23 protein-coding genes and 1 tRNA gene are annotated in these 24,949 nt (G+C 63.1%); 11 read left to right on the plus strand and 13 right to left on the minus strand.

Annotated features, from left to right (window positions below):
- Window positions 1-140: 140 nt before the first annotated feature.
- The gene (locus AC6I6L_RS02600; protein WP_497916154.1) at window positions 141-1,025 is read right to left on the minus strand and encodes a dihydrodipicolinate synthase family protein; all 885 of its coding nucleotides are present in this window, start codon (window positions 1,023-1,025) and stop codon (window positions 141-143) included.
- A 326-nt stretch (window positions 1,026-1,351) separates the two neighbouring features.
- Here AC6I6L_RS02600 and AC6I6L_RS02605 point away from each other — a divergent pair, with 326 nt between their 5' ends.
- Window positions 1,352-2,812 carry an aldehyde dehydrogenase family protein gene (locus tag AC6I6L_RS02605; protein WP_497916155.1) on the plus strand — a complete coding sequence of 487 codons (1,461 nt, stop codon included), beginning with the start codon at window positions 1,352-1,354 and terminating at the stop codon, window positions 2,810-2,812.
- A gap of 102 nt (window positions 2,813-2,914) precedes the next feature.
- Here the strand turns inward: AC6I6L_RS02605 and AC6I6L_RS02610 are convergent, their stop codons facing one another.
- The 7 genes from AC6I6L_RS02610 to AC6I6L_RS02640 form a co-directional block, all read right to left on the minus strand.
- Window positions 2,915-5,308: a glycoside hydrolase family 3 N-terminal domain-containing protein gene (locus AC6I6L_RS02610; protein WP_497916156.1), complete on the minus strand. Its 2,394-nt coding sequence runs from the start codon at window positions 5,306-5,308 to the stop codon at window positions 2,915-2,917.
- Between the two features lie 138 nt (window positions 5,309-5,446).
- A complete protein-coding gene (gfo6, locus tag AC6I6L_RS02615) occupies window positions 5,447-6,529 on the minus strand; it encodes a D-xylose 1-dehydrogenase Gfo6 (protein WP_497916157.1) in 1,083 nt (360 codons plus the stop codon).
- Window positions 6,530-7,351: 822 nt separating this feature from the next.
- Complete coding sequence (locus AC6I6L_RS02620) at window positions 7,352-8,119, minus strand: proteasome assembly chaperone family protein (RefSeq protein ID WP_497916158.1); 768 nt, start codon at window positions 8,117-8,119, stop codon at window positions 7,352-7,354.
- A gap of 6 nt (window positions 8,120-8,125) precedes the next feature.
- Complete coding sequence (locus tag AC6I6L_RS02625) at window positions 8,126-8,305, minus strand: RNA-protein complex protein Nop10 (RefSeq protein WP_497916159.1); 180 nt, start codon at window positions 8,303-8,305, stop codon at window positions 8,126-8,128.
- Window positions 8,305-9,105 carry a translation initiation factor IF-2 subunit alpha gene (locus AC6I6L_RS02630; RefSeq protein WP_497916160.1) on the minus strand — a complete coding sequence of 267 codons (801 nt, stop codon included), beginning with the start codon at window positions 9,103-9,105 and terminating at the stop codon, window positions 8,305-8,307. The genes AC6I6L_RS02625 and AC6I6L_RS02630 overlap by 1 nt, the downstream gene beginning before the upstream one ends.
- Entirely contained in the window at window positions 9,102-9,275 is a 174-nt protein-coding gene (locus tag AC6I6L_RS02635; protein ID WP_497916161.1) for a 30S ribosomal protein S27e, read from the minus strand. The genes AC6I6L_RS02630 and AC6I6L_RS02635 overlap by 4 nt, the downstream gene beginning before the upstream one ends.
- Window positions 9,276-9,280: 5 nt before the next feature.
- On the minus strand, window positions 9,281-9,562 hold the full coding sequence (locus AC6I6L_RS02640; RefSeq protein WP_497916162.1) for a 50S ribosomal protein L44e: 282 nt from the start codon (window positions 9,560-9,562) through the stop codon (window positions 9,281-9,283).
- Between the two features lie 158 nt (window positions 9,563-9,720).
- Here AC6I6L_RS02640 and AC6I6L_RS02645 point away from each other — a divergent pair, with 158 nt between their 5' ends.
- From AC6I6L_RS02645 to AC6I6L_RS02680, 8 genes are all read left to right on the plus strand, one after another.
- Window positions 9,721-9,987 carry an HAH_0734 family protein gene (locus AC6I6L_RS02645; RefSeq protein ID WP_497916163.1) on the plus strand — a complete coding sequence of 89 codons (267 nt, stop codon included), beginning with the start codon at window positions 9,721-9,723 and terminating at the stop codon, window positions 9,985-9,987.
- 205 nt (window positions 9,988-10,192) lie between these two features.
- Window positions 10,193-10,639 carry a GtrA family protein gene (locus tag AC6I6L_RS02650; RefSeq protein ID WP_497916164.1) on the plus strand — a complete coding sequence of 149 codons (447 nt, stop codon included), beginning with the start codon at window positions 10,193-10,195 and terminating at the stop codon, window positions 10,637-10,639.
- A 66-nt stretch (window positions 10,640-10,705) separates the two neighbouring features.
- Window positions 10,706-10,780, plus strand: a tRNA-Met gene (locus AC6I6L_RS02655).
- A gap of 571 nt (window positions 10,781-11,351) precedes the next feature.
- Window positions 11,352-13,253 (plus strand): ABC transporter substrate-binding protein, encoded by a 1,902-nt coding sequence (locus AC6I6L_RS02660; RefSeq protein WP_497916165.1) that lies wholly within the window; start codon window positions 11,352-11,354, stop codon window positions 13,251-13,253.
- Window positions 13,254-13,288: 35 nt separating this feature from the next.
- Window positions 13,289-14,353 carry an ABC transporter permease gene (locus AC6I6L_RS02665; RefSeq protein ID WP_497916166.1) on the plus strand — a complete coding sequence of 355 codons (1,065 nt, stop codon included), beginning with the start codon at window positions 13,289-13,291 and terminating at the stop codon, window positions 14,351-14,353.
- A complete protein-coding gene (locus AC6I6L_RS02670) occupies window positions 14,353-15,639 on the plus strand; it encodes an ABC transporter permease (RefSeq protein ID WP_497916167.1) in 1,287 nt (428 codons plus the stop codon). Before AC6I6L_RS02665 ends, AC6I6L_RS02670 begins: the two co-directional genes overlap by 1 nt.
- Window positions 15,636-16,781 (plus strand): ABC transporter ATP-binding protein, encoded by a 1,146-nt coding sequence (locus AC6I6L_RS02675; RefSeq protein ID WP_497916168.1) that lies wholly within the window; start codon window positions 15,636-15,638, stop codon window positions 16,779-16,781. The genes AC6I6L_RS02670 and AC6I6L_RS02675 overlap by 4 nt, the downstream gene beginning before the upstream one ends.
- Complete coding sequence (locus tag AC6I6L_RS02680) at window positions 16,778-18,136, plus strand: ABC transporter ATP-binding protein (RefSeq protein WP_497916169.1); 1,359 nt, start codon at window positions 16,778-16,780, stop codon at window positions 18,134-18,136. The genes AC6I6L_RS02675 and AC6I6L_RS02680 overlap by 4 nt, the downstream gene beginning before the upstream one ends.
- Before the next feature lie 33 nt (window positions 18,137-18,169).
- Here AC6I6L_RS02680 and hpt read toward each other — a convergent pair whose 3' ends face one another.
- The 4 genes from hpt to AC6I6L_RS02700 form a co-directional block, all read right to left on the minus strand.
- Window positions 18,170-18,739 carry a hypoxanthine/guanine phosphoribosyltransferase gene (gene hpt / locus AC6I6L_RS02685; protein ID WP_497916170.1) on the minus strand — a complete coding sequence of 190 codons (570 nt, stop codon included), beginning with the start codon at window positions 18,737-18,739 and terminating at the stop codon, window positions 18,170-18,172.
- 74 nt (window positions 18,740-18,813) lie between these two features.
- Window positions 18,814-19,392: a DUF7344 domain-containing protein gene (locus AC6I6L_RS02690; RefSeq protein ID WP_497916171.1), complete on the minus strand. Its 579-nt coding sequence runs from the start codon at window positions 19,390-19,392 to the stop codon at window positions 18,814-18,816.
- A gap of 108 nt (window positions 19,393-19,500) precedes the next feature.
- Window positions 19,501-20,718, minus strand: coding sequence for a bifunctional phosphopantothenoylcysteine decarboxylase/phosphopantothenate--cysteine ligase CoaBC (gene coaBC / locus AC6I6L_RS02695; protein ID WP_497916172.1), 1,218 nt, complete (start codon window positions 20,716-20,718; stop codon window positions 19,501-19,503).
- 124 nt (window positions 20,719-20,842) lie between these two features.
- Window positions 20,843-21,580: an NAD(P)/FAD-dependent oxidoreductase gene (locus AC6I6L_RS02700; RefSeq protein ID WP_497916173.1), complete on the minus strand. Its 738-nt coding sequence runs from the start codon at window positions 21,578-21,580 to the stop codon at window positions 20,843-20,845.
- Between the two features lie 105 nt (window positions 21,581-21,685).
- Between AC6I6L_RS02700 and AC6I6L_RS02705 the strand changes: the two genes are divergently transcribed.
- Together AC6I6L_RS02705 and trkA are read left to right on the plus strand one after the other, a co-directional pair.
- The gene (locus AC6I6L_RS02705; protein WP_497916174.1) at window positions 21,686-22,207 is read left to right on the plus strand and encodes an SRPBCC family protein; all 522 of its coding nucleotides are present in this window, start codon (window positions 21,686-21,688) and stop codon (window positions 22,205-22,207) included.
- Between the two features lie 224 nt (window positions 22,208-22,431).
- A complete protein-coding gene (gene trkA / locus AC6I6L_RS02710) occupies window positions 22,432-23,769 on the plus strand; it encodes a Trk system potassium transporter TrkA (RefSeq protein ID WP_497916175.1) in 1,338 nt (445 codons plus the stop codon).
- Between the two features lie 3 nt (window positions 23,770-23,772).
- Here trkA and AC6I6L_RS02715 read toward each other — a convergent pair whose 3' ends face one another.
- A complete protein-coding gene (locus AC6I6L_RS02715; protein ID WP_497916176.1) occupies window positions 23,773-24,840 on the minus strand; it encodes a M42 family metallopeptidase in 1,068 nt (355 codons plus the stop codon).
- Window positions 24,841-24,949: the final 109 nt, after the last annotated feature.

A 24,949-nucleotide genomic window follows, 5' to 3' on the forward strand; every position in this document is an offset into this window, starting at 1 on the left:
CTAGCCGCTGACGCTATCGCCGTCTCGATCGTCGCTTCCCGCCGAGCAACTGCTTTCTTTTGACCGAAATTGCTTAAAATGAGTTCGACCCCGAGGATGACAGTCGAACGGTCAAAAATCGAATCGTCGAGTCGCCGCGATCAGACGGAGACGGTCATCTGGACCGAGTCGTAACATCGATCGAGCGCTTCGCGCTGTCGATCGGAGAGGCGTGGGAGCGGCGGCAGCGGTTCGCCGATATCGTATCCGCGCCGATTGACGAGGTGCTTGATCGCTGCCGCCGTCGGTGGATTGTTCGTCGCGCTGACGATCGGATTAACGACCTCGCGCATCAGCTGATTGGTCCGATCGTGGTTCTCACGTCGGTAACTCTCGTACAGCTGGACGACCGCGCCCGGGAACACGTTTGCAGGGCCGGCGATCATCCCGTCAGCACCGGCATCGAGCGAGGCGACGGCGAGTTCCGTTGCGCCCTGGAAGACGGAAAACGACGAGGGCGTCGCTTCGATGACGTCGTAGAGGAACGTGAGGTCTCCGGAGGTGTCTTTGAGTCCGACGATGTTCGGATGCTCTGCGAGTCGACTGACAAGATCGAGGTGAAGCCCCTCGCCGGTCAGACCCGGAATGTTGTAGAGCAGGATCGGCAGCGGGCTGTCGTCGGCGACGGTATCGAAAAACCGGTGGATCCCTTCCTGCGTTGTACTCAGGTAGTAGGGTGTGACGACGACGGCCGCGTCCGCACCCGCGGCGACGGCGTCCTCGATGTGGGCCGCCACTTCCGGGGTGTTCGTATTCCCACAACCGGCGAGAACGGGCACGTCGCCCGACTGCTCGGAAACGGTTTCTAGCACGCGACGGCGCTGTGCTCGCGTACAACTGGAGAATTCGCCGATCGATCCACAGGGAAAGAGCCCGTGAACGTCGTTGTCGACGAGGAACTCGGTATACGCTGCGAGCGTTTCCGTATCGATGCTCCGGCCGCTGGTCGGGGTCGGCATAGGACAGACTGTCCCCTCGAGTCGCATGCGTAGTTGGTTGCATATCTGGAATAAAAACGTTTGGGAAAACGCAAAGAAGACCACGAGTCGGCCGGTGGTCCCTGCCCTCGGGGACGGTCGAATCGGTGACTGGTCTCTGGAGTCGACGCTACACCCAATTCCGAACTGCTTCCCCGGGATTGTATTGTGGTCTGTCGGTCCCGTGTCGGCTCTCGCAAGGGACTACCGAACGGATCGTCAGCGCCCGATCGCGTCGCCTGCGACGCCGGGTCGTTTCTCGAAAGACTCTCGCTCGTCCCTCAATACAAACGTTTATCACGTCCGCTGAATCATGCTGTAGACGAGAGCCAATCATGAGCGTCGAGATCGAACTCCACGACGAGGAGATGCTCGTCGACGGCGAGTGGATCGATGCGGACGAGCGAGCGGACGTGATTCATCCCTACGACGGCGAGGTCGTCGGGTCCGTCCCCGTTGCGTCCGAAACACAGGTACGCCGCGCCGTCGAGGCGGCCGATCGAGCGGCCGAAGCGTCCGAACTCTCCGCCTATCAGCGGTACGAACTGCTGTATCGGGCGGCCGAACTCCTCGAAGAGGAGGCGGAGGACGTCGCCCGACTGATGACCGCCGAACAGGGCAAACCCATCACCGAGTCCCGCGGCGAGGTCGACCGAGCGATCCAGACGCTGCGCCTCTCCGGCGAGGAAGCCAAGCGTCTGTTCGGTGAGTACGTCCCGATGGACGCCCAGCGGGGATTCGATCGGACCCACGCCTTCACCCAGCGAGAGCCACTCGGGGTCGTCGCCGCGATTACACCCTTCAACTTCCCGTTGAACCTGATGGTGCACAAGGTCGGCCCCGCGCTCGCGGCGGGCAACGCCGTCGTCGGCAAACCCGCCACAAATACGCCGCTGGTCTCGATCAAACTCTTCGAATACCTCGATCAGGCGGCCCGGGAACTCGATGCCCCCGACGGACTGGTCAACGTCGTTACCGGCAGCGGGAGCACGACCGGCGACGTCTTCCTCGAACACGACGCGGTCGAGGCGATTTCCTTTACGGGCAGTACGGGCGTCGGCAAGTACATCGCCAACAACAGCGGCATGAAGGAGGTCACGCTCGAACTCGGCGGAAACGACCCGACGATCGTCTGGCACGACGCCGACGTTGATTCGGCGGCCGCACAGCTAATCGGCGGGGCCTGCTCGAACGCCGGGCAGGTTTGCAACAGCGTCGAGCGCGTGCTCGTCCACGAGTCGATCGAGGACGAACTCGTCGACGCGCTCGTCGACCACGCCGAGTCGCTGACCATGGGCGATCCGTTCGACGAGGAGACCACTATCGCGGCGCTCATCGACGACGGGGCCGCAGAGAAGGTCCAGCGGATCTTCGAGGAAACCGTCGAGGCCGGCGCGACGGTCGAATGCGGCGGCGAGTACGACGGCCGGAAGTTCGAGCCGACGGTCCTCTCGGGGGTCACTCCAGAGATGCCCGCCGCCAACGAAGAGGTGTTCGGTCCGCTCGTTCCCGTTATCAGCGTCTCGGACTTCGACGAGGCGATCGAGGAGGCGAACAATACCGAGTACGGACTCGAGGCGGGGCTGTTCACCCAGGACATCGATCGGGCGAAACGCGCCGCGAACGCGATCGACGCCGGCGGCGTCAACGTCAACACCGTCAGCGGGTTCCGCACCGACCACATGCCCTACGGCGGCTTCAAGGACAGCGGTGTCGGGAAGGAGGGAATCAAGTACGCGGTCAAACACTTCACTCGCGAGAAGCTGGTCGGCTTCCACGCCGGCAAGAACGCCTGACCCGGGCAGTCTGCCGTATTTTGTAGTTTCAGCCGATAACGTCCGAATTCAGTAGCTCCTTCGCGGTTTCGCTAGGCGCTCGAGTTTCGGGCCGCTCGTGTCTCACTCCACCTCGGCGCGTCCGACGTGGGCCCGCGTCTCGACGATCGTTCGCTCACCGACGACCTCGAACGACCCCGTTTGTCGTACGTCGGCCGCTGAGGCGCCGACGCGCACCTCGAACGTGCCCGGTTCGATAACCGGCTCGCCGTCGCGATCGTAGAAGGCCAGTTGCTGGGTCGGAACGGTACACGAGACGGTTCGGGTTTCTCCCGGCTCGATCGTCGCCCTGGCGAAGCCGACGAGCTGTGAGGCAGGTCGGACGCGGCTCGCGACGGCGTCGGTCGCGTACACCTGGACGACCTCATCACCGCGTCGAGAGCCGACGTTCTCGACGTCGACGGCCACAGTCACCTCCTCGCAGGGGGCGGCCGACTCCGGCGAAATGTCGAGGTTGCTGTAATCGAACGAGGTGTAGCTCTCGCCGTGGCCGAACGGATACAGCGGCTCCGGGTCGGAGAACGCGTACCCTTGCTCGCGTTCGGCGGGTGTCTGGCCGTGGTAGACTGGCAGCGAGCCAACGCGTCGAGGAATCGAGACGGGAAGTTTCCCGCCGGGTGTGTAGTCGCCAAACAGCACGTCAGCGATCGCCGTCCCGCCCTCTTCGCCGGGAAGCCAGGCTTCGACCACTGTCGGAACGTTCTCTGCGATCCACTCGATCGCGAGCGGGCGGCCGTTGATCAGCACCACGACCAGAGGCGTGTCGGTGTCGTGGAGCGCCTGGACGAGGGCCAACTGATCGCCCGGCAGATCGAGTGCGGCCCTGTCGATTCCTTCCCCGGCGGTGGCCGCCGAATCGCGTTCGACGTCGATGCCGGAACTCCCGCCGACGCAGGCGACGACCACATCCGCGTTCTCGGCAGTCTGGACGGCGTCAGCGATTCCCGCCTCGTCGTGGTCCACAGCTACACTCTCTGCATCGGAATCGTCCATACTCGCGCTTTCAGGGTCCAGATCGTCCCTGCCGTCGTCTCGGACGGGACACCCCCTCGCGTAGGTGACGTCGACGTCGTCGCTGACCCGTCGCTCGATCGCCTCGCGTGGCGTGACGATCCGAACACCGCTGTCGCGGGACTCTGCGGCGGCGTACGCGTAGTTGCCGAGCAGGTGTCGTGGTTCGTCGGCGTTCGGCCCGACGACGGCGACGCGCTCGACGTCGTTCGACAGCGGAAGGTGATCGTCATGGTTCTGTAGCAGGACGATCGACTCGCGGGCTGCCTTTCGTGCAAGAGTACGTGGTCGCGTCGTTATCGTATCTGTTTCACCCGCGTCCGTCCCCGAAGTTGTTCCGGCGCGCTCGAAGGCGTCGTCGACCGTATCCTCGCCGGCGAGCCCATCGCGTACTCCGGCCCGCACCTTCTGTCGAAGGTGTCGCCCGACCGCGCGATCGACTGCCGCCTCGTCGACGTCGCCGTTCCGGACCGCGTCACGGAGTCGCTCGCCGAAACAACACGTCTCGGGCAGTTCGACGTCGACGCCCGCCTCGATCGCCGCCACCCCGGCTGCCTGCTTGCTCTCGACGACGTTGTGGGTCGTTGCGAGCAGTTCGATGCCGCGTCCGTCGGAGACGACAGTCCCGTCGAACCCCCACTCGTCTCGCAGCAGTTCGGTGAGTAACTGATGCGAGGCGTGACAGGGAATGCCGTCGATATCGTGATAGGCGGCCATGACCGAGGCAATGTCGGCGTTTCGCACCGCCGCCTCGAACGGGAACAGGTGCGTCTCCCGAAACACCCGCCCGGAAAGATTCACCGAGGCCCTGTTTCGACCGCCCGCGGACGCGCCGTGGCCGGCGAAGTGCTTGATCGTCGCGTCTATTCCGGTCCCGTCGGGTTCGCCCTGGAGGCCGTCGACGTACGCTGACGCCATCGACGCGACCAGCAACGGATCTTCGCCGTACGTCTCCTCGATCCGCCCCCACCGCGGATCGCGAGCGACGTCTGCGACGGGGGAGAGCGTCACACCGATACCGAGCGCCGAAAGCTGATGACCGATCGCGCTCGCCACCTCGCGGACTCGCTCTGGCTCCCAGGTGCTCGCCATACCGATGCTCTGTGGAAACACGCTTCCGCCGCGTCCCGCGTAGCCACAGAGACTCTCTTCGCGAACGAGAGCCGGAACGCCGAGGCGCGTCTCGGTCCGAAGAAACGTCTGTGCGTCTGCGACGACCTGCGCCAGTTCTGCCGGTGGCAAGTGACTCTCCCGACCGACCCGCGTGATCCGGCCGATCCCGTGGGGAATCCGATCGCGGGCCTTCCGTTCCGAGAACGACCCCTCTTCCAGAAGCGTCCCGATCCGAACCGTTCCGAGCTGTGCGACTTTCTCCTCGAGGGTCATCCGGTCGATGAGGTCTCCGACCTCCTCGACGGACGAGACCCACGCCGTGCGATCGTCCATTACCTCGTGGATTCGCGCGGGGGCTAATCAGGGTTCGGGCGAGCGGGATAGAGAGGGACGAACGCGAAACCGGAAGAGTACGGTAGTCGACCCGCTCTGTGATTCGCTGGGACTGAGAAACGGGCAGCGACGCCAGTCTTACAGCGAGACCCACTCGCGTCGCTCGGCCGATCGATACACCGCTTCCATCGCCTCGACGTCGACGAGCCCGTGTTCGCCATCGGGAAGAATCGAGCCGTCCGACCGGATTCGATCAGCGAAGTAATCGAACTCCTCTTTCATCTGGTCGACCGTCTCGAGGTCGACCGACATGCGCCCGTCGCCGCGAGAGACGTGCAAGGCTCGCTGCTGGTCCTGGAAGAACGCCGGTTCGATCGCGACCTGCCCGTCGGTCCCCGTGATCCGGAGGGTACTCGACTGGCGCGCGTTGTGACTCGCCGTACAGGTAGCGTACACCTCGCCGGGGAACTCGATCGTACACGCAACCGTCTCGTCCACGTCGGCAAAGGCGTCGTGCGTGCTCCTGGTTCGGCCGACGACCGCGACGGGATCCTCACCGAGGACGAACCGGGTCGTATTCAGCGGGTAGAGACCGATGTCGAACAGCGCGCCGCCGCCGGCGAGTTCTTCGTCGAGTCGCCACTGGTCCGGGTTCGGATTGACGCGATCGAGCAGGCGCTGGCTCATCGAACCGTACACCTCGACGGGGTCACCGATCAGTCCGGCGTCGACGATCTCACGGGCGCGTCGGACGGCGGGTTCGGTGTGCATCCGGTAGGCGATCATCAGGGGGACGTCGTGGTCGGCACAGACGTCGATCAGTTCCTGCGAGCGATCCGAATCGCGTTCCATCGGTTTCTCACAGAGGACGGCCTTCCCGAACTCGGCCGCCGTCTCCGTGTAGGGGAGGTGCAACGCGTTCGGCGTACAGATGTAGACGGCGTCGTACAGATCGGTCGCGGCACCGGCGTGGAACTCGTCGTAACTGATTCCACGCGCCATTCCGTCGACCGTCGCGGCGACGCCGGCCGCTTTTTCAGTCGCGCTGCTCACCGCCACCGTCGGCTCACAGAACTCGCTGTCGACGAGGGCCGGCAACGCACGCTCGCGCGTGAACCACCCGATACCGATGACCGCGAACCGAACCGGCTCGATCGTTTCGGGGTCCGTCCGCTGCCAGTCTCGACGACAGCCGCTATCGAGTATCGACTCGAGTTTCATACTCGACCACTCTCACTACCGGGAAATGAAACTACCGCTCCCCGTTCTATTCTCTCGCGGACTCGATCGTCGGGAACGGGGCTTCCGACTTCGTCGTCGGTGCGTGTGGAACGATCGCGTCGGTCTCACGGAGACGTCGTCATACAGTTCAAATAGCAGATAGAAAAGAGAACATGTTTGAGTACAAATAAATACCTCGTAGAGGTAGTTATCCGCTAGTTGTGGTTCCCTTCTCGTTCCATAGTTCTACGTACAGTTGTTATCACGCGTTGCACGTAGATAATTGTCTGTTTTAATCCGGAGATCGAGTTTTATTTTGCCAAAGTTTCAAAATCCATCTCTTATTCGGTTCGGAACTGCACTCTGACCGCTCGCACGTTCGTTCGAGTGAGAGAAATACTCGTCTGGGCCGCCAAACACCCGTCTCTGGCATCGAGTCACGGGTCGGTGTCGGGCAGTTCGTTTCGTTCTGTTCGCTTCGTGTGGTCAAACATATCGTTAATGATACAGTACTATTCAAATGGTATGTAAGCGGGAGTGTTAGACCGATTAGCTGGAACGAAATACGGGTCTGTTTCTGAAGGTTATTCTCTGACTGTCCCTTCAGATCACGCTACTATTGCTTCCGTGCCGTCTTTCTTTGTGCACCTGCTGTCGACAAAGACTTCTTTCGATAGCTGTCCAAAAACTACTGTTCGTTTATATCGCCACTCCAGTTCGCTACTCGGCTACCGAACCGGCGGCGATCGTCCTCCGTTCTGGAGTGGACAGCAAAAACGAGCGGATCGATCGATCGCCACCCGTTGCGTTCCACCGACGTGGCTACCCGATATAGCGCAAGTCGTCGTCGGTCGGGACGTCCATCTGCTGTTGTTGTTCCATCTCCTGGATCTTCCCGATGACGTCTTCCATTTCTTCTGCTCGTTCGTCGAGGGTCTCGTAGTCGAGTTCGAAGCCGAGCACCGCTTCGAGCACCTCGAGCACCGCGCGAGCGCTCTTCGGATCGACGAGATAGCCGCTGGTTTCGCCCATGAGACAGACGGCATCGAAGCCCCGGCGTTCGCCCAGACCGAGAATGAGCCCAGAGACGCCGACGATGCCGCCGGCGGGTTCGTCCTCGCGGAACTCGACGCCGGCCTCTTCGTGGGTCTCGCGGAGCGACTCGTCGCTGACCGCGCCGACGACGGTGTACTCCTCGATGAGTTCGCCGGTGGGTACGCCGCCCAGCGCGTACGCCTCCGTCGCGCCGAACTCCTCGGCGATGTCGAGGAACGCACTCGTCAGCACGTAGTGGCCCTCATTGGTCTGTGCCTGGTGGTCCCCCGTCAGCAAGAGCATGTCGCGACCGTCGGGAACCGAGACGGCGTAGAGTTCGGCACACGTCAGTTCGGAGACGCCGTCTTCGACGCTTACTTTCGGCGGAAATTCTCGGGAGTAGACCCGCCGTACCAGCGTGCTCTCGGCTTCGAGTTCCTCGAGCAGGTGCTCGACAGCGAGGGTTCCGACGTGTCCGACACCCGGCAATCCCTCGATGAGAACGGGGTCGGTGAGGTCGACTTCGGCGACCGCGTCGATCTCGAGTTCGTCCATACCGTATCAGCGGTTGCGACGTTTAAGAGACCGTCGGTACTCGCCGTAGGGGTCTTCGGGATTGAACGGTGCCGGGGCGCTGTTTTCGGCGTCGGCATCGCACTCCGGACAGCGCTCAGAAAGGGTATACACCGGGCGATCGTGGGTTTCGCGCCACTCCGAACACACCCGGATGTCCGATTTCATTACTCGTCGTCCGTGTGGCGTTCGCGGTGGTAGGTACCGGAGCCGCCTTCCACTTCGATCGCGGCGATCGCGCGGTCGGCGCTTTCTTCGAGGTGGGACTCGGCGGTCTTGTAGTTCGGTGCCTTTACTTTGATCCGGTACTCGGGTGCACCGACGTAGCTTACGTCGAGTTCGACTTCGTCGGGAATCTCGCCGTTGCCTTCGGCGGCCGTAAGCGCGTTACGGATGCCGTCGACGCCGCTTTGCGATGGGTTTTCGAGGTCGACGTAGCCGGTGACGTTGACGTAGGGCACCGAGACGTTCTCGCGAGCGGTGTCGACGATCGCGTCGATCTCGTCTTCGGAGAGGTCAGTTCCCTCGAGTGCTTCCTCGCCGTGGATCGCGGCCTGCTTGAAGCCGTCGTAGAGGCTCCCCTGGGCACCGATGAGTTCGTTTGCGATCGCGGTGTACTCCTCGTCCTCGATATCCTCCCCGAGGGCGAGAGCCATCCAGTTGTCGGCCTTCTGCTCGTTTTTCCACTGCTGGATCTTCTCCGAGCGCTGGTGATCGTTGACGTCTTTCAACGAGAGGTCGATCTGCTGAGAACTCTCGTCGACTTCGAGGACCTTACAGACGGCGATCTGGCCTTCTCGGACGTGATCGCGGACGTTTTTGATCCAGCCGCTTGCGACCTCGGAGATGTGAATCAGGCCGCGTTTGTCCTGGTACTCTTCGAGATCGACGAAGACGCCGAAGTCCTCGATCTCGTCGATCTTGCCGACGACGAGTTCGCCGGGGTCGGGCCAGCCGCTGTATTTCATCGTGACTCGACTGTTTCTACGATTTCGTGGTCGATCTCGGCTTTCCCGCCGGTGGGTCGGGCGAGCGTCGTTCCGCAGACGGCACACGAGACCTCCGTAGCGGCCTTGCCGAAGACGATCTGTTCGTTCTCGCAGTCACCGCATCGAACGCTGTAGAAATTTCCTGCCATTGAAATCACTCCTGGAACTCGAGTCGGCCGGCGCGCCATCCCTCGCGGAGGTGGGCCTTGCCACATTCGCCACAGCGATACTTGAGGTCGGTCTTCTTGGTCGGCTTCTCGCCACCGGGCACTTTCGAGAATCGACCGGAGTTCCCGATCGTCGAACTGTTACGCCGGGTGCGGCGAGCGTCCCACTTCATCCCCGACGAGCGGCCGGTTCGAGTCTTTTCGACTTCGTGCTCGTGGTGTTCGTTACAGTGCGGGCAGTAGGTGTTGAATCGGCGTGGCATCTGCATGGGTTATCTCACTTGGCGTGGGCTAAGACAGCCCTGTTTAAAACCCGTTTGGTTCGCCGGCGTCGATCGCCAGAGGCGAAACCGTCGGCTCGGCGTCGGGGTCGCAATCACTTCGAGAGTCCGAAACGCTTACTCCCCTCTCACGAGAAGTCGCCGGTATGAAGCGGCTCATCATTCACGGGGACCCCGGTATTCGGAAAGGGGCAATCATTGAGTACGACGGGGCGGAAGTGGTCTGTTTCGCCATCAGCCGCAACGGCGAGTACCACGGTCCCGACGAGGTTCAGCTCTGGTGTACGGTCGGCACCGACGACGAGTTCGAGGACTTCGAGAAGCGCAACTTCCAGCCCCACTTCCTCGACGTCGATCGCGTGGACGCGGACGAAGTCGACGTTATCCGGCCGAAAGGCGAACTCGCTCTGTAAGGCTCTCGTCGATCGACGATCCGGCTGATCCGTCTCCGAACGTTTTTCTTCCCGTCGAAAAAGAGTGTGGCACAATGGATAGAACGATCTGTCGAGTCGCTTCAGTGGGTTGCCCGGTCAGACCGTTCGTCCAGCCCCAGAGACTCGGTCGGTCGTCGCAACATCTAATCGATCCCCTGCGGGCGTACACGGGGATGGCTTATTAATGACCGATTCGCTTTCGGAAGCCATCCGAACCCGGCTTCGGGCGCTGCAGTCGACGGCCAGATTCGGCCAGTTCGCCGGCGTCGGCGTCGTCGGTGCGACAATCGACATCGTCTCGCTCTGGCTGCTGGTCGAGTTGACCGTGCTCGGTCCCGTCGTCGGGAAAGCGATCGCCTGGGAACTCGGGATTATCGTCATCTTCGCGATCAACGAACGCTGGACGTTTTCCGGACACGGCGACGACGGTCGTCGGGCGCTTTTGCGACGCTTTCTCCGATCGAACGGTGTTCGGTTCGGGGGATTTCTGGTGACGCTGTCCGTGCTTGCTGGCTTATATTACGGCTTCGGGATCTGGTATCTGGCGGCAAACGTCGTCGGCATCGCTATCGGCTTTTTCGTCAACTACGCCTGCGAGAGCCTCTATACGTGGAAGGTCCACCGGGACTGACGGTAGAAACCCACACACGGCGGTCGAATCACAACCCTTAACTAGTGCACTCGGGTATGAAGAGATAGCGGGATGGGATAGCCAGGAGATTCCGGCGGGCTCATAACCCGCAGATCGGTAGTTCAAATCTACCTCCCGCTATACTTTTGCTGCGAGCAAGTTCGTGAGCAGCAAGTATGGCACGTGGTAGTTTGAACCAGACGGCTCCCGAACGCAGTGAGGGTGACGGCGTGGTTCAAATCTACCTCCCGCTATTTTCGAGACGAACAACAACGAAGAACGAAGTGATGAGTGTTGTGAGCGTCGAAAATCGTTTAGAGTGGATTTGAAGTAGACGATGAGCGATCGGCGGAAGCGAAGTAAACGTGGTTCAAACCTTCCCCGGGTCCGTAGCGGAGTACGCACTATGAGACGCGATCGGCTCGGGATCGGCGTCAGTCGATCAGCCCCGAGTCACGTCCGAATGGGGACTGTCGACCCCCCGATGTCGACGGGTCGATCGCCCGGTGCGGTCGTTTGTGATCGGTAATTACTGACAACTATCTAGAGTGCGTTTACTGTCCGGATAACTGCAGTATGTCGGCAAAAGCCGCGGTGACGTAATAGATCCGATCGCTCCGCGTCTACATTTCATAGAATTATTGATAGTAGCTAAACACTGACTGTCACCCCCATCGGTAAATATATATGGTGCTGATCATGACCGACTATCATGTCGAATCGTTTCGCGACGAATAACCATCGGAAAACTCCATCACAGAGTTCCCGCCGACGAGTCCTCCAGACGGTCGGGATCGGTGCGACTGCTGCACTCGCAGGCTGTTTTCGGTCCGATACTGACGACGATGCGGATCCGGGAGCGGGCCTCCCCGAGGTCGAACTGTACGGGGCCGACGGCGATCGGATCGCGCCGACGCTGTTTTTCGATCAGGGGAACGATACGGATGGTGATATTGCGTCCCAGATACAGACCGACCTCGAGCGGATCGGTGTCGATTTGCAACTGGAGGCCAAGGCGCAACTCGTCGCGGATCACTTCGGTTCCGAACCGCTGCCGGGCGAGGATCCGGCGGCGTTCGAGTACGCGCCGGGACTGTTCAACGCCGGCCCGCCGGACCGGACGCGAACCCTCTCAGATTGGGATTTGCTCTACGGAATCTCCGCGAACTCCTATCCCCGAACGCCGGGAAACACCGACGCGTTCTGGCTCAAAGACTCGGGTGCAAACGCGATCGGTTACGTTCCCGAGGTGGATATGGCGGGGCTGTACGACGGGTTTCGGAACGCACAGACGGAGGCCGAACAGCGTGAGTACCTCGGAGAGATCATGGGTGCGCTGACCGAGGAGTTGCCGGCGAATTTCATGTCCGAATCGTTGCGGTTCTGGGGCTTCGAAGACCGCATCAACACGTCCGAGGGGTTCGAACGGTACGGCTACACGCCCGCCACCATCCATCGGTATCGGGACGGCCAGTCGGTTGGCGGTGATTACGTCTGGCTGACGAACACCCAACTAAACGAGCCGTATCTGCCCGAACAAGAGGATACGGGGTCGAGCGACAGGACCACACTCGTCTCCGATTACTCCTATGCGATCGATACGAACGACGAGGTGTTTCCGTTGCTTATGGACATCGAAGACAGCGGAGACGGGCAGGTGTGGGTCTGTACCCTCCGGGATAATCTCGAGTTCGGAACCGACGCCGACGGCACGCCCTACGGGCAGATGACTGCGGCGGACTGGGTCTACCAGATCGAGTACGTCCACGGTGTGGCCGACGACGCGGGGGACGTCTGGGACGAGACGCAACCGCCGGGCCAGCCCGAACAGTGGGCGGACGTCGAGACCGTCGAACAGACGGGGCCTCTCGAGTTTCAGCTCGAACTCGACGAGCCGGACCCGCTGTTTCCGGTCCGGCCGCTACTCTGGGACGAGTATTGCTATCCACAGGCGCTGTACGAGCAGTACGCGCCCGATGCGACGGCGCTGCGGCGATCGGCGGAAGTACAGGAATTTACCTGGACCGGCAACCTCGGTCCGTACACGTACGACGAGTGGACGCCCGGACAGACTGGATCGTTCACGGCCGTTCGCAACGACGACTATTACATGCGCGCACACACCGAGGACAGCAACGTCCGGGTGATGGACGATGCGTGGGCGGACGCACCCTACTTCGATCGGTTCCGGATCGACGTCGAGTCGGAGCAGTCGACGCGGGTCGAACGGTTCCGCAACGCGGAGGCCGATCAGATGAAACTCCCGAGCGAGAACGTACAGGAGTTTCGGGACGCTGTCGACGACATCCGCGTCGAAGCGCAGCAAGATCCCTTTATTACGTTCCTCTTTTTCAACCATCGATCGAACGGGAGCATCCTGACCCGCGAGCGGGACGGCCGAGAAGCGATCGCGCGCGTCGTCGATAAGGAGACGATTACGCGAGACATCCAGCGCGGCCAGGCCGAACCGGCGGTTACGTTCCAGCCGACGTGGTCCGAGTGGTACGACGACTCGGCCGTCACCGTCTACGGTATCGATATCACGGAAGACGATATCGTCGCAGCACGCGACCTCCTTCGTGCAAACGACAAGTTCCGACTCGAAGAGCGGTGAGCCGTCGGTAGCCGATCGCCCCCACGACAGCATCCATGCTCTGGTACGTCACTCGCCGGATACTCTGGGCCGGTTTCGCGTCGGTGCTCATCCTCACGATCACGTTCGTATTGATGGAGCAACTGCCGAACCAGCAGCTCATGCAGGCGGAGTTTCAGGCGGCCGTACAGGACGTCGACGTCGAAACCGCCGTCCAGGCCGAGGTGGAGCGGCTCGGCCTCGATCGGCCCGCTCACGAGCGGTACGTCGATTTTCTCACGAACGTCGTTCAGGGCGACTGGGGCTGGTCGTACGAGTACAACCAACCGGTCGTCGACGTCGTCCGTGAAACGGTCCCCTACTCGCTGCTGTACGGGGTCCCCGCGATCGTTCTCTCGACGGTTATCGGGACTGCGATCGGACTCTACTCCGCGGTCAACCAGCACACGAAGACGGATTACGCGGCGACGATGATCGCCTTTGTCGGGATCAGCATTCCCAACTTCTGGTTCGGAATTATCCTCCTCGTCGTCTTCGGGGGATGGCTGGGCTGGGTGGATATCGGCTGGAACGCCGCGCTCCCGAAAGCGGCCGACGGAAGCTGGACGCTGCTCGAGACGGCCGGGTCGGATCATCCGGCGTTCTTTCGCGAGGAGTTCGAAGGCGAGCGCTACGTGGGCATCCTGAGTCCGGCAAATCTCGTACAGCTCGTGTTGCCGACGGTCGTGCTGATGACCGGTGCGATCGCCTCTGTCATGCGATACGCCCGCGCGGAGGCGCTCGAGTACGTCGACGCTGAGTTCGTCAAAACCGCGAAATCGAAAGGTGTCAGCACGCGGCGGATCGTCGCAGTGCACATTTTCCGCCCCGCGTCGATCCCGCTGATAACGATTCTGGTCGGGCGGATTCTCGGCCTCGTCCTGTTCGGGTCGTACCTGATCGAGGTGGTGTTCGGAATCCCCGGTATCGGACTGGCGTCGTTTCAGGCGATCGTGAGCCAGGACACTGATCTGGTCGCGATAACGATCCTCCTCCCGACGTTCGTCGCGATCGTCGGCAACCTGATCGAAGACGTTCTGTACGCGGTACTGGACCCGCGGATCGAGTACGGTGATCGCTGATGAGCGAGCGGACGGATCGCCGGGGAGAGACGAGATCTGCCGCCGAGCCGAAGACGGATGCGGACGTCGAACGGACGGACGCGACGTTCGAGCACGTCGACTGGGAGGAGATCGACGCGGATGGGATGGGACGATCGAGCAAACAGACGGTCTGGTTCGCCGTCGTGGGTCTGTGGGCGATCGGCGCAGCGGCAGACCTCTACTCCCGGTTCGTCGCCGGAAGCGGCCCGGCGGCGATTCCGGTTCTCGGCCCGGTTTCGGCCGTCGATTGGTTGTGGTCGATGACGCTACTCGTCGGTCTCTACTACGGCGTCGTCCCGCTATACGAGAACCGTCGGCTGACTCGGTACTACTGGCGGGAGTTCGAGCGAAACACGGCAGCGGTGCTCGGCGGGGCGTACCTCCTTGCCATCTTCGCGATCGGGATCGTCGGCTCTCGCGTTCTTCCCGCACCGGAGCCGACGCCGGGCCTCGAGAATCAACCGCCCGTCTGGGGATCGATCGAGACCTATCACACCGGTCGGCACTGCCCCGGCGGGACGACGACGGTAGACGGCGTGACGATGTGTCAGGGAAGCTGGCAGCATCCGTTCGGGACGACCTCCTCGGGAGAGGACGTCCTGCTTGCGAGCGTTTACGGGATGGAGGTGAGCATGCAGGTCGGACTGATCGCGACCCTGATGAGCATCGCCGTCGCGGCGGCGGTCGGTCTGACGGCTGCCCACTACGGCGGCATCGTCGACGAGGTGTTGATGCGGTACGTCGACCTTCAGATGACGTTCCCGACGTTCTTTTTGTTCTTGTTGCTCGCGTACACGATCGGGAGCAGCCTGTTCGTGCTCATCCTCATCTTCGGGCTGTTCGGATGGGGGTCGTCCGCCCGAATCCTGCGATCGGAAGCGCTCCAGCGCCGTCAAGAGCCGTACATGCGGGCCGCGAAAAATGCCGGCGCGTCGGGCGTCTGGACGATCAGGCGACACCTCTTGCCGAACGTCTCGAACAGCCTCATCACGGCCGCGACGCTGACGATTCCGTCGATCATCCTGGCCGAGGCCGCGATCGCGTTCCTCGGGCTCGGGGATCCGTCGGTCCACTCGTGGGGGCGACTGATCGCGGGCGGCCGCAACCAGCTCGCCACCGCGTGGTGGATTTCGACCATCCCCGGTGTGTTCTTGTTCTGTACCGTTCTCGCGTTCAATTTCCTCGGTGACGCGCTCAGGGATGCATTAGACCCGAGACACGGCGGACATCGGGAACACGGAGGACAGGAGGAGAGAAGACGATGAATGGGAGAGAGCGAACGACGAGTTCACGAGACGGTGGTCCAGCCCAGCAAGGCGACAGCGGAGCCCAGCAAGACGGTGCCATAGGCCGGCGAGACGATGACACGGCCCGGCGAGACGGCGACCCAGTCCAGACCGGGCCCGAATCCAACCGCCAGCACGATCGCCCGCTGCTCGAGATTTCAGGCCTGCACACGTATTTCCGGACCGACGGTGAGGACGTGAAAGCGGTCGACGGCATCTCCCTGACCGTCGAGGCTGGCGAAACCGTCGCGATCGTCGGGGAGAGCGGCTCGGGAAAGACCGTCGCCGGCGAAGCGATTACGAGACTGTTCGACTCCCCGCCCGGCTACATTCCAGAGGGATCGATCAGGGTCAACGGCCGCGAAACTACGACCATGTCCGAGCCGGAGCTTCGCCGTGTCCGGGGGAGGGACGTCAGTCATGTCTTCCAGAACCCGGACGGTGCGTTAAATCCGGTGTACACGGTCGGCTGGCAGATTCGCGAAGCGATCCAGCTTCACGCGGACGTCTCGAAGAGCGAGGCTCGCGAACGCGCCGCCGAGTTGCTCTCGGAGGTCGGCATTCCCGAGGCGAGATCCCGGCTCGACGACTACCCCCACGAGTTCTCCGGCGGGATGAAACAGCGCGTGCTCATCGCGATTGCGCTGGCCTGCGACCCAAAACTGTTGATTGCCGACGAGCCGACGACGGCGCTTGACGTGACCATACAGGCCCAGATTCTGACCCTGCTCGACGAGCTTCAGGCACGCCGAGAGATGGGACTGCTGTTCATCACGCACGATATCGGGGTCGTCGCTGAAATCGCCGATCGCGTGGCGGTGATGTACGCCGGCAAGATCATGGAGGCGGGACCGGTCGAAGCCGTCCTCGAATCGCCAGCACATCCCTACACGCGGGCGCTCCTCGAGTGTCTCCCGGGACGAGGATCTCTCGGTGGCATCCCCGGAGCGCTTCCGGACTCCCGATCGCCGCCGGCCGGCTGTCGGTTTGCCGATCGCTGTCCGGACGCCGTCGACGCCTGTCGGCGCGGCGAGCAGCCGCCGATGTACGCAGTTGACGATTCCCCCGAGCACGCGGCGTCGTGTCTCCACCTCGAACCCGAACGCGGTGATCGGGGATGACTCGGTCCGAGGCGCCGCTGTTCGCCGTTGACGGGCTAAAAAAACACTATTCGATCACCGAGGGAATACTGAATACCGACGTCGGCCGGGTCCGTGCGGTCGACGGAATCAGTTTCGAGATCGAACGCGGCGAAACGTTCGGTATCGTTGGCGAATCCGGCTGTGGGAAATCGACTGCGGCGTCGTCGATGGTTCGCCTCGAAGAGCCGACGGCGGGCGAGATCCGATTCGAGGGCGACAGCGTTCTCGCGTACGACACGGCGCAACTCCGGCGGTTCCGACGGGACGTCCAGTTGCTCTTTCAGAACCCGGATTCGAGTTTCGACCCCCGGATGAGCGTCGGTGAGTCCGTCGCAGAACCGCTCGTTGTCCAGGGAATGGCCGATCGAGCACGCCGTCGATCGATCGTCACCGATCTCCTGGAGCGAGTCGGCCTCTCGGCGGCGGATACGAAGCGGTATCCACACGAGTTTTCCGGCGGGCAGAAACAACGAATCGCGCTCGCTCGTGCGCTCGCGGTGAACCCGAAACTCCTCGTCGCGGACGAACCCGTCTCCGCGCTCGACGTGTCCGTCCAGTCGGAGATTCTGCGACTGCTCGAGGAGTTCCAGCGGGAACTCGGACTGACGGTGGTGCTCATCAGTCACGACCTCGGCGTCGTCCGCGAGGTCTGTGACCGGGTTGCGGTGATGTACCTGGGTGAGTTCGTCGAAGTCGGTCCCACCGAGGAGCTGTTCTCGAATCCCGGCCACCCCTACACGCAGGCGCTTCTCTCCGCCATCCCGACGCCCGACCCGACGGGTCGAGGGGTCGGCGTCGAACTCACGGGCACCCTTCCAGATCCGGCAGACCCGCCGTCCGGCTGTCGGTTTCACACGCGATGCCCGGCGGTCATTCCGCCGTCGGGAATCGATCTGGAACAGGAGACGTGGCGCTCCATCCACCAGTTTCACACCGCCGTCGAGCGCGAGTCGATCGATATCGGGCGAATCGTCGAAGTCGAACCGTCAAGGACGGACGGCACGGGCGAAACACAGATTGGCGGCACGGACGAGGCGCTGGCGAACGGAACGGCCGAACCGCCCTCGGAGGGAGTCGGCAACGCGGATCACAAACGCCGGATTCGATCCGAGTACGGCATTCCCGCTCGACTCGGAGATCCGCGCGCGGAAGCGGCGATCGACGACGCGCTCGATGCGCTCCTCGACGCCGCGGACGATCGCGCGAAAGCGCGTCTCGCGGAGGTGTTCACGAGCGTTTGTGAGCGCAAAAAACCGGCTCTCGAAAGGTGTGGCGACGGGCGGGCCGCATCTTGTCACCACCTCACAGAAGGGCGCACCGTCGATGAGCCGTAACCGAGAGCGGCGATCGTTCGGTGCTGACGGTGGTCAATCGTCGCCGTCTTCGTCGATGATGACGACTTCGCCGTCGACGACGTCGACGTTGATCAGCGTCTTGACGTGGTATTCTGCGTCGTCGACTTTGTTCTCCCCACCGACCTTCTTGATGACGGCGACGGTGTCGATGACTTCTGCGCCGATTTCGTCGAGCGCCTCGAGGACGGACGCGAGCGTGCCGCCCGTCGAGAGAACGTCGTCGAGGACGAGCACGCGCTCGCCCTCGCGAACGTCGTTGATGTACATCTCGTTCTCCGAGTAGCCCGTTTTCTGAGAGATGGCGACCTCGTCGTCGAGGCCGTACTGGCGCTTGCGGATCACGGTCAACGGGATGTCGGTCATCAGCGAGACCGCAGTCGAGATGTGGATGCCCATCGCCGCGGGCGTGACGATTCGATCGACCTCTTCGAGTTCGGCTTTGCGAATAATTCGGATGACGATTTCGCGAAGCAGTCCCGGATCGAGTTTCGGAACGCCGTCGCTAATGGGGTGAACGAAGTAGTGATAGCCGTTTTTCTCGATAATCGGGGCCTCGAGAAGCGATCGTTTCAGCTGATCCATGCCGTGGGTCGGTGGGTATCGGAGTAAAAGTTGACGATACGTCGGAGCGAGACGGGCAGTCGCCAGCCAGCAGGTCAGTCGTCGGACCGGTAGCTGAGCTCCGGGGGCTGTTCGCCGTGGCCGAGGCGCATGTTCCGTTCGTGGTAGATGTGAACCGCTGCAGTCAAGGTGAACGTCACGGCGATGAGGCCAGCCCACGCCAAATCCGAAAGGAGCGTCATAGGATAGATTCCGAGCCACAGCGCGGCGACGAGCGCACAACTAATCGCCCCCAGCGAGAGGTACAGTTCGCGCCAGGCGAACTCGCTTCCCGGCACGATTTCGAGATAGATACTGATGTCGCGCGTCCGATCCGTCGGTTCGATGAGCCCCTGATCGGAGTCAAAAACGAGAATGCCGGCCGTATCCATCTTCGGAAGGTGGGTCTGCTGGAGGGTCGTGTAGACGCGTTTTCGCTGCTCAGACGTGACGCCCTCGAGTGTCGTCTCGTACTCCCAGGCGGCGACCTGCTGGGCGAGATCGCCGAGTTCGACGGGCCGGCCGTCCTGTTTCAAAAACTGGAGAACGTAGCGCCGCCGCTGGTTCCTGAGAACCTCGAATATGTCACCTTTCGAGAGGGGGGCGTCGGGTTCGGTGCGTTGTTGCTGGGCCACCACAGATCACCTCATTTCGTCGTTCTATCTCGGCCGTCCGGCCGTTAATTTGTGGCAGGAACGCCACCTATATAATTCCCGTGACCGGTCAGTTTCACTGGGAATTTGCTACTGGCTCGTAGACAGGTCTGCACCGAGCACCGCCGCGATCGAGGCCGCGATCTCACCACCGAGACCGAGTTTCGTCCCCTCGTACCGTGCGGCGTTGTTTTCGTGGACCAGAAGCGCGCGCGTCCGGTCTTCGCCCATGACGCTCGCATCGTTAGCGACGACGAACGCGAGTCCGGCCCGTTCGAGGGTCGTCCGCGCGGCGTCGATCATCTTCTCCTCGTCACCCGACGTCTCGGTTTTGAACCCGACGATCGGCAGGTCGGGGTAGCGATCGCGAACCTCGTCGATGACCTTCGGCGTCGGTTCGAGGTCCAGCGTGAGATCCTGACCAGACCGGATCTTTTCGGCGCTGGCTTCGACCGTGTAATCGCCGATCGCGGCGGCCGACACCAGCGTCTCGGCGTCGTCGCAGGCGTCGATCGTCGCCTCGAGCAGATCCGCGGCGGTCTCGACTTCACGGACGTCGGCGTACGGGAGATCACCCTCTGGAAGCCCGCCGCCGCCCGAAACCGGGTGCGGACCCACGACCCCGTGGACGAGCGTCACGTCGGCCCCGCGGGCATAACAGGCCGTCGCCACGGCACGGCCCATCCGCCCGGAGGATCGGTTCGTCAGCACGCGGACGGGGTCGATCGACTCGGCCGTCGCCCCACTCGTGACGACGACGTGCTCGCCGGCAAGCGGGCTCTCGCCGGTGGCGCGGGCGACGTCGCAGACGATCGCCTCCTCGCTCGCGATCTTGGCTTTCCCCTCTTCGATTCTGGGATCGACGAAATCGACGCCCCAGCCGGCGACGGTGTCGATCGCCTCGAGCACGCCGGGGTGATCGTACATCGGTTCGTGCATCGCGGGCGCGATGACGACCGGCGTGTCCGCGCCGAGTGCGGTCGTCGCACAGGTCGTCACGGGCGTGTCGTCGACCGCGTTCGCGATCTTTCCGACCGTGTTCGCCGTCGCCGGGGCGATCAGGAGGACGTCCGCCCAGCCGTCGTACCCGCACAGTTCGACGTGTTCGACGCTGCCCGTAATTTCGGTGACGACGTCGTTTTCGGTCGCGAACTCGACGGCCCACGGGTGGATGATCCCCCGGGCGCTCCCGGTCATCACGCCGCGGACCTCGGCTCCCTGGCGTCGCAACTCGTGGGCCAGTTCGACCGTCTTGACGGCCGCGATCGAGCCCGTCACCCCGAGTGCGACGTTGACTCCCTCGAGCATACGATCGTGTTTCTCACGACGGGGAGTTAACTTCGCCGCTCCGGCGGTTTCGGTCGGGGATCGATCGCGACAGCCCGATTCGGTCGACGGTCGGAGTCGTTACTGGGAGTCGACAGTCAATTCGTTACTTCGACTCGACGCTCGGATGCATCGTCGGCTGCTCGTCCAACGGGTCTGCGAACGCATCGAGCATCGTCTGCCGAGCCCGCTCGTCCCGCGTCCGGCGTTCGTCGTCGTCGATCTCCTCACAGCCTGGGGGAACCTCGCGGCCGCGCCCGGTGAAGTAGCCCGCCGGCGCGACCCAGTCGTGATAGAAGTTCGCGTCCGAATCGTGGATCACCGCGAGGGCGACTTTCGCGCCGTGGCCGGCGGCCACGATCGCCTGGTGGGGTTCGTCCGCGATCCGGCCGGCCGCGTAAACGCCGTCGACTGCCGTCCGCCCGGCCTCGTCGACGGCGACGAAGTGCTTGCTGCCGCGCTGTTTGCGGCCGACGTCGAGGGGCACGAGGTAGTCGCTGTCAGACCACGAGGCGGCGATCACGCGCCGAGCTTCGATCGGCTCGCCGCCCGCCGTTTCGAGCGAGAATCCCTCCTCGAGTGCACCGTCCGCGATCGGTTCGGCGCTCGTGACTCGCCCGAGTTCGAAGGTCGCGCCCGCCGCACGAGCCTGGTCGCGAACCAGTTGCAGGTACCGGCGGGCGTCGACGCCGTTGGGAAAGCCGGGATAGTTTTCGAGGCTCGCGTTGCGCGCGAGGATCGATTCGCCCCCGTCGACGACGAGGGTGTCCAGTCCGGCCCGGGCGGTGAAGATCGACGCGGCGAGTCCGGCGACGCCGCCGCCGACGATACAAACGTCTCGCATATTCCTCAGTTGTCAGTCGCGGGTATAGAAGCGTGTTGACTCGTGTCGACTCTCGCGGCTCGCGAGGGGGAATCCTTACTATCGAACCGTTCGTATCTGTCCGTCGTGGATAGAATTCTCCTCAGCACGCTCGCCTACCGCTCGCCCGAGGAGGTATTCCCGTACGTCCGATCGTTCCGGGACTACACCCGGTATACTGACCACCTTCGGGAGGTCCGGGTTCACGGAGAAGGTGGCGTCGGCTCCGTCTACGACCTGGTCCTCACGTGGTGGAAACTGCGCTACACCGCCCGATCGAAGGTGACGGCGATCGCTGCACCCAACTCGTTGCAGTGGCGACTGACCAACGATATCGACGCGCGGGGAGAGTGGCGCGTCGAACCCGAACCGGAGTCCGCTCCCGAGGGTGAGCCGACGGCCAGCCGAATCTACTTCGAGGCGACCTACGATCCGTACTCCGCGGACAAAAACGCCATCTCGCTGCCCCGATTCGTCTCGCTCGACTGGGTGATCGACAAAGTCGAGCCGCGACTCGTCGACGAGGCCGAGACGGTCGTCGAGCGACTGGTCAGCGACATCGAGGGACAGCGACGGGACGTGGAACTCTCGATTCACGAGTTGCCCTGACCGCCACCCGTCGATCCGCTCATCCTGGTCCCGCCGACTCGGTGTGCGTCCCGACCTGCGTCGTCTCGACGGCCGCCGGGCGGCATCCGGGTCGACCGCGATCGTTCGGGTTCCCTGCGCGTTCCACGCAAACCGACTTCCTGTTCGGCGTCGTTGGTCGGTTACATGCGCCCGACCGGGCTTTGGCGAGACCGACTATCGAACGATCGGCGGGTGGTCGATCCGTGCACGTAATCGTCGTCGGTGCCGGCGAGGTCGGCACCACGATCGCCGAGAACCTCGCCAGTTCTCACGACGTGGTCGTCGTCGACCGGGACGGCGATCGCGTCGAATCGATCATGTACGCACACGACGTGCTCGCGATCGAGGGCGACGGCATGTCGGCGGACACGCTCGCGGAAGCGGGAGTCAACCGTGCGGATATGCTCATCGCCAGTACGGACGTCGACGAGACGAATATCGTCACCTGCGGCACCGCGGTCGCCGTGGGCGACCCGTTTACGATCGCGCGGGTCAAACAACCGACCCTGTTTCAGACCTGGGCGGGTTCGGAGCGGGCCTTCGGCGTCGATTTCATGGTCTGTACCGATCTCGAGACTGCCGAGGCGATTGTCCAGATCGCGGGGTTGCCGGGTGCCCGCGCGGTCGATCGGTTCGCGGGCGGTCTCGTCACGATGGCCGAATTCGCGGTCCCCTCCGAGAGTCCGGTTGCCGGTGAGACCGTCGCTGAGGCCGATCGCTACGAATCGTTGACGTTCGCGGCGATCATCCGGGAAGACGAGGTCGCGATCGTCCGGGGGGAGACGACGATCCGCCCCGGAGACGCCGTGGTCGTCATCGGTCCCGAAGCGAGCGTCCGCACGTTCGCGGGGTCGCTGACGCCCACGCCGACGCTCGAGGATGCAGACGAGATCGTGATCGTCGGCGGAACGGAGATCGGTGCCCAGACCGCCCGACTTCTCGAAACCCAGGGGCTAAAGCCGCGACTGGTCGAGGAGAATCGCGACCGTGCACGACACCTCGCCGAGCGACTGCCGGGGACGCTCGTCCTCCAGAGCGACGCGACCGATATCGATTTTTTAGTCCGCGAACACGTCGGCGAGTCGGATATCGTCCTCGCGACCCTCGACAGCGACGAGCGGAATCTGCTCGTTTCGCTGCTCGCAAAACGGATCGGGGTCGAACGAACGATCGGTGTCGTCGAAGCCGCGGATTTCGTCGACCTCTTCGAGACCGTCGGCATCGACGTCGCGGTCAATCCGCGGCTGGTCACCGCCGAGGAGATCACCCGATTCACCCGCGCACAGCGCACCGAAAACGTCGCCATGCTCGAACACGATCGGGCGGAGGTACTCGAGTTCGAGGTCGAGGAGACGAGTCGGCTCGCGAACAGCCAGATCGCGGACGTGATGGCGGAGTTGCCCAATCGCGTCGTCGTGGGCGCAGTTTCCCGAAACGGCGAGTTGATCACGCCGCGCGGCGAGACGGTGCTCGAGGCCGGCGATCACGTGGTCCTGTTCGTCGACACCGAGGTACTCGATGCAGTCGTCGCGTATCTGTGAGTTTCAGAACGTGTACTCGCGTTCGCCGTCCTCGCTCTCGAGAAACGCCGCCAGGAGATCGATCGTCGCCGCGACGTCGTCGACGTGGGCGGTCTCGGTGACGGTGTGGAGGTAGCGCGTCGGGACGGAGATCGCGCCGACCGGTTTTGCGCCCGCGCTGTGCTGGAAGCCGGCGGTATCGGTCCCTCCCGCAGGGAGGATCTCGCGCTGATAGTCGATCCCCTCGGCCTCGGCGACGGCTGCCATTCGACGGTGGACTTTGGGGTTCGTGATGACGCTCGAATCCTTGAGTTTGATCGCGGTCCCCTCACCGAGTTCCGTGACGTGGTCGCCGTCGTCGAAGCCGGGAACGTCGTTGGCGACGGTCACGTCCAGTGCGATCGCGAGGTCGGGATCGACGTCGACGCCGAGTGCCCGTGCCCCTCGAAGACCGACCTCTTCCTGGACGGTCGCACAGCAGTGGATCGTCACGTCGGGGTCGTCGATTCGTCGGGCGGCTTCGAGCATCGCGAACAGGCAGACGCGATCGTCGAGCGCCTTACCCGTGATCGTCTCGCCGACGCGTTCGGTCGTCTGGTCCATCGTCACGAGGTCGCCTGGCGAGACGCGCTCGTCGACCTCCTCGTAGGGGAGGCCGACATCGACGGCCACATCCTCGACCTTCGGCGTCTTCTCCCGGTCGTCCTCGTCGAGCGTGTGGGGCGGAGGGGAACCGATGACGCCCGGCAGGTCACCATCCTCGGTGTGGATCGTCACCCGCTGGGCCTTGAGCACGCGGGCGTCCCAGCCACCGAGTGCGTCGAGTTCGAGGAAGCCAAAGCCGTCTTCGGACCCCTCGACGTGGCGTACCATGAAGCCGATTTCGTCCATGTGGGCCGCGACGGCGACCGAATACTCCGAGTCGCCCTCGATCGTTCCCACCACGTTCCCCATCGCGTCGGATCGGATCCGATCGACGCTCTCTTCGAACTCGCGGCGGACGATCGCGCGAACCCGGTCCTCGTAGCCGGGGACGCCGCTCGTCTCGGTGAGTTCGGTGAGCAATTCGAGGTCGAACGGAGGCGGTGACATACGCACGTTTGTTCCCCGTTCGGTAATAAACTCGCGGGAGGTCAGAGCGGTCCGGGTCGAACCGTCCACACTCTCGTCGACGTGTCCCGTTTTCGATCGATCGCGATGA

The organism is Halosolutus sp. DAT137 (assembly GCF_059736405.1).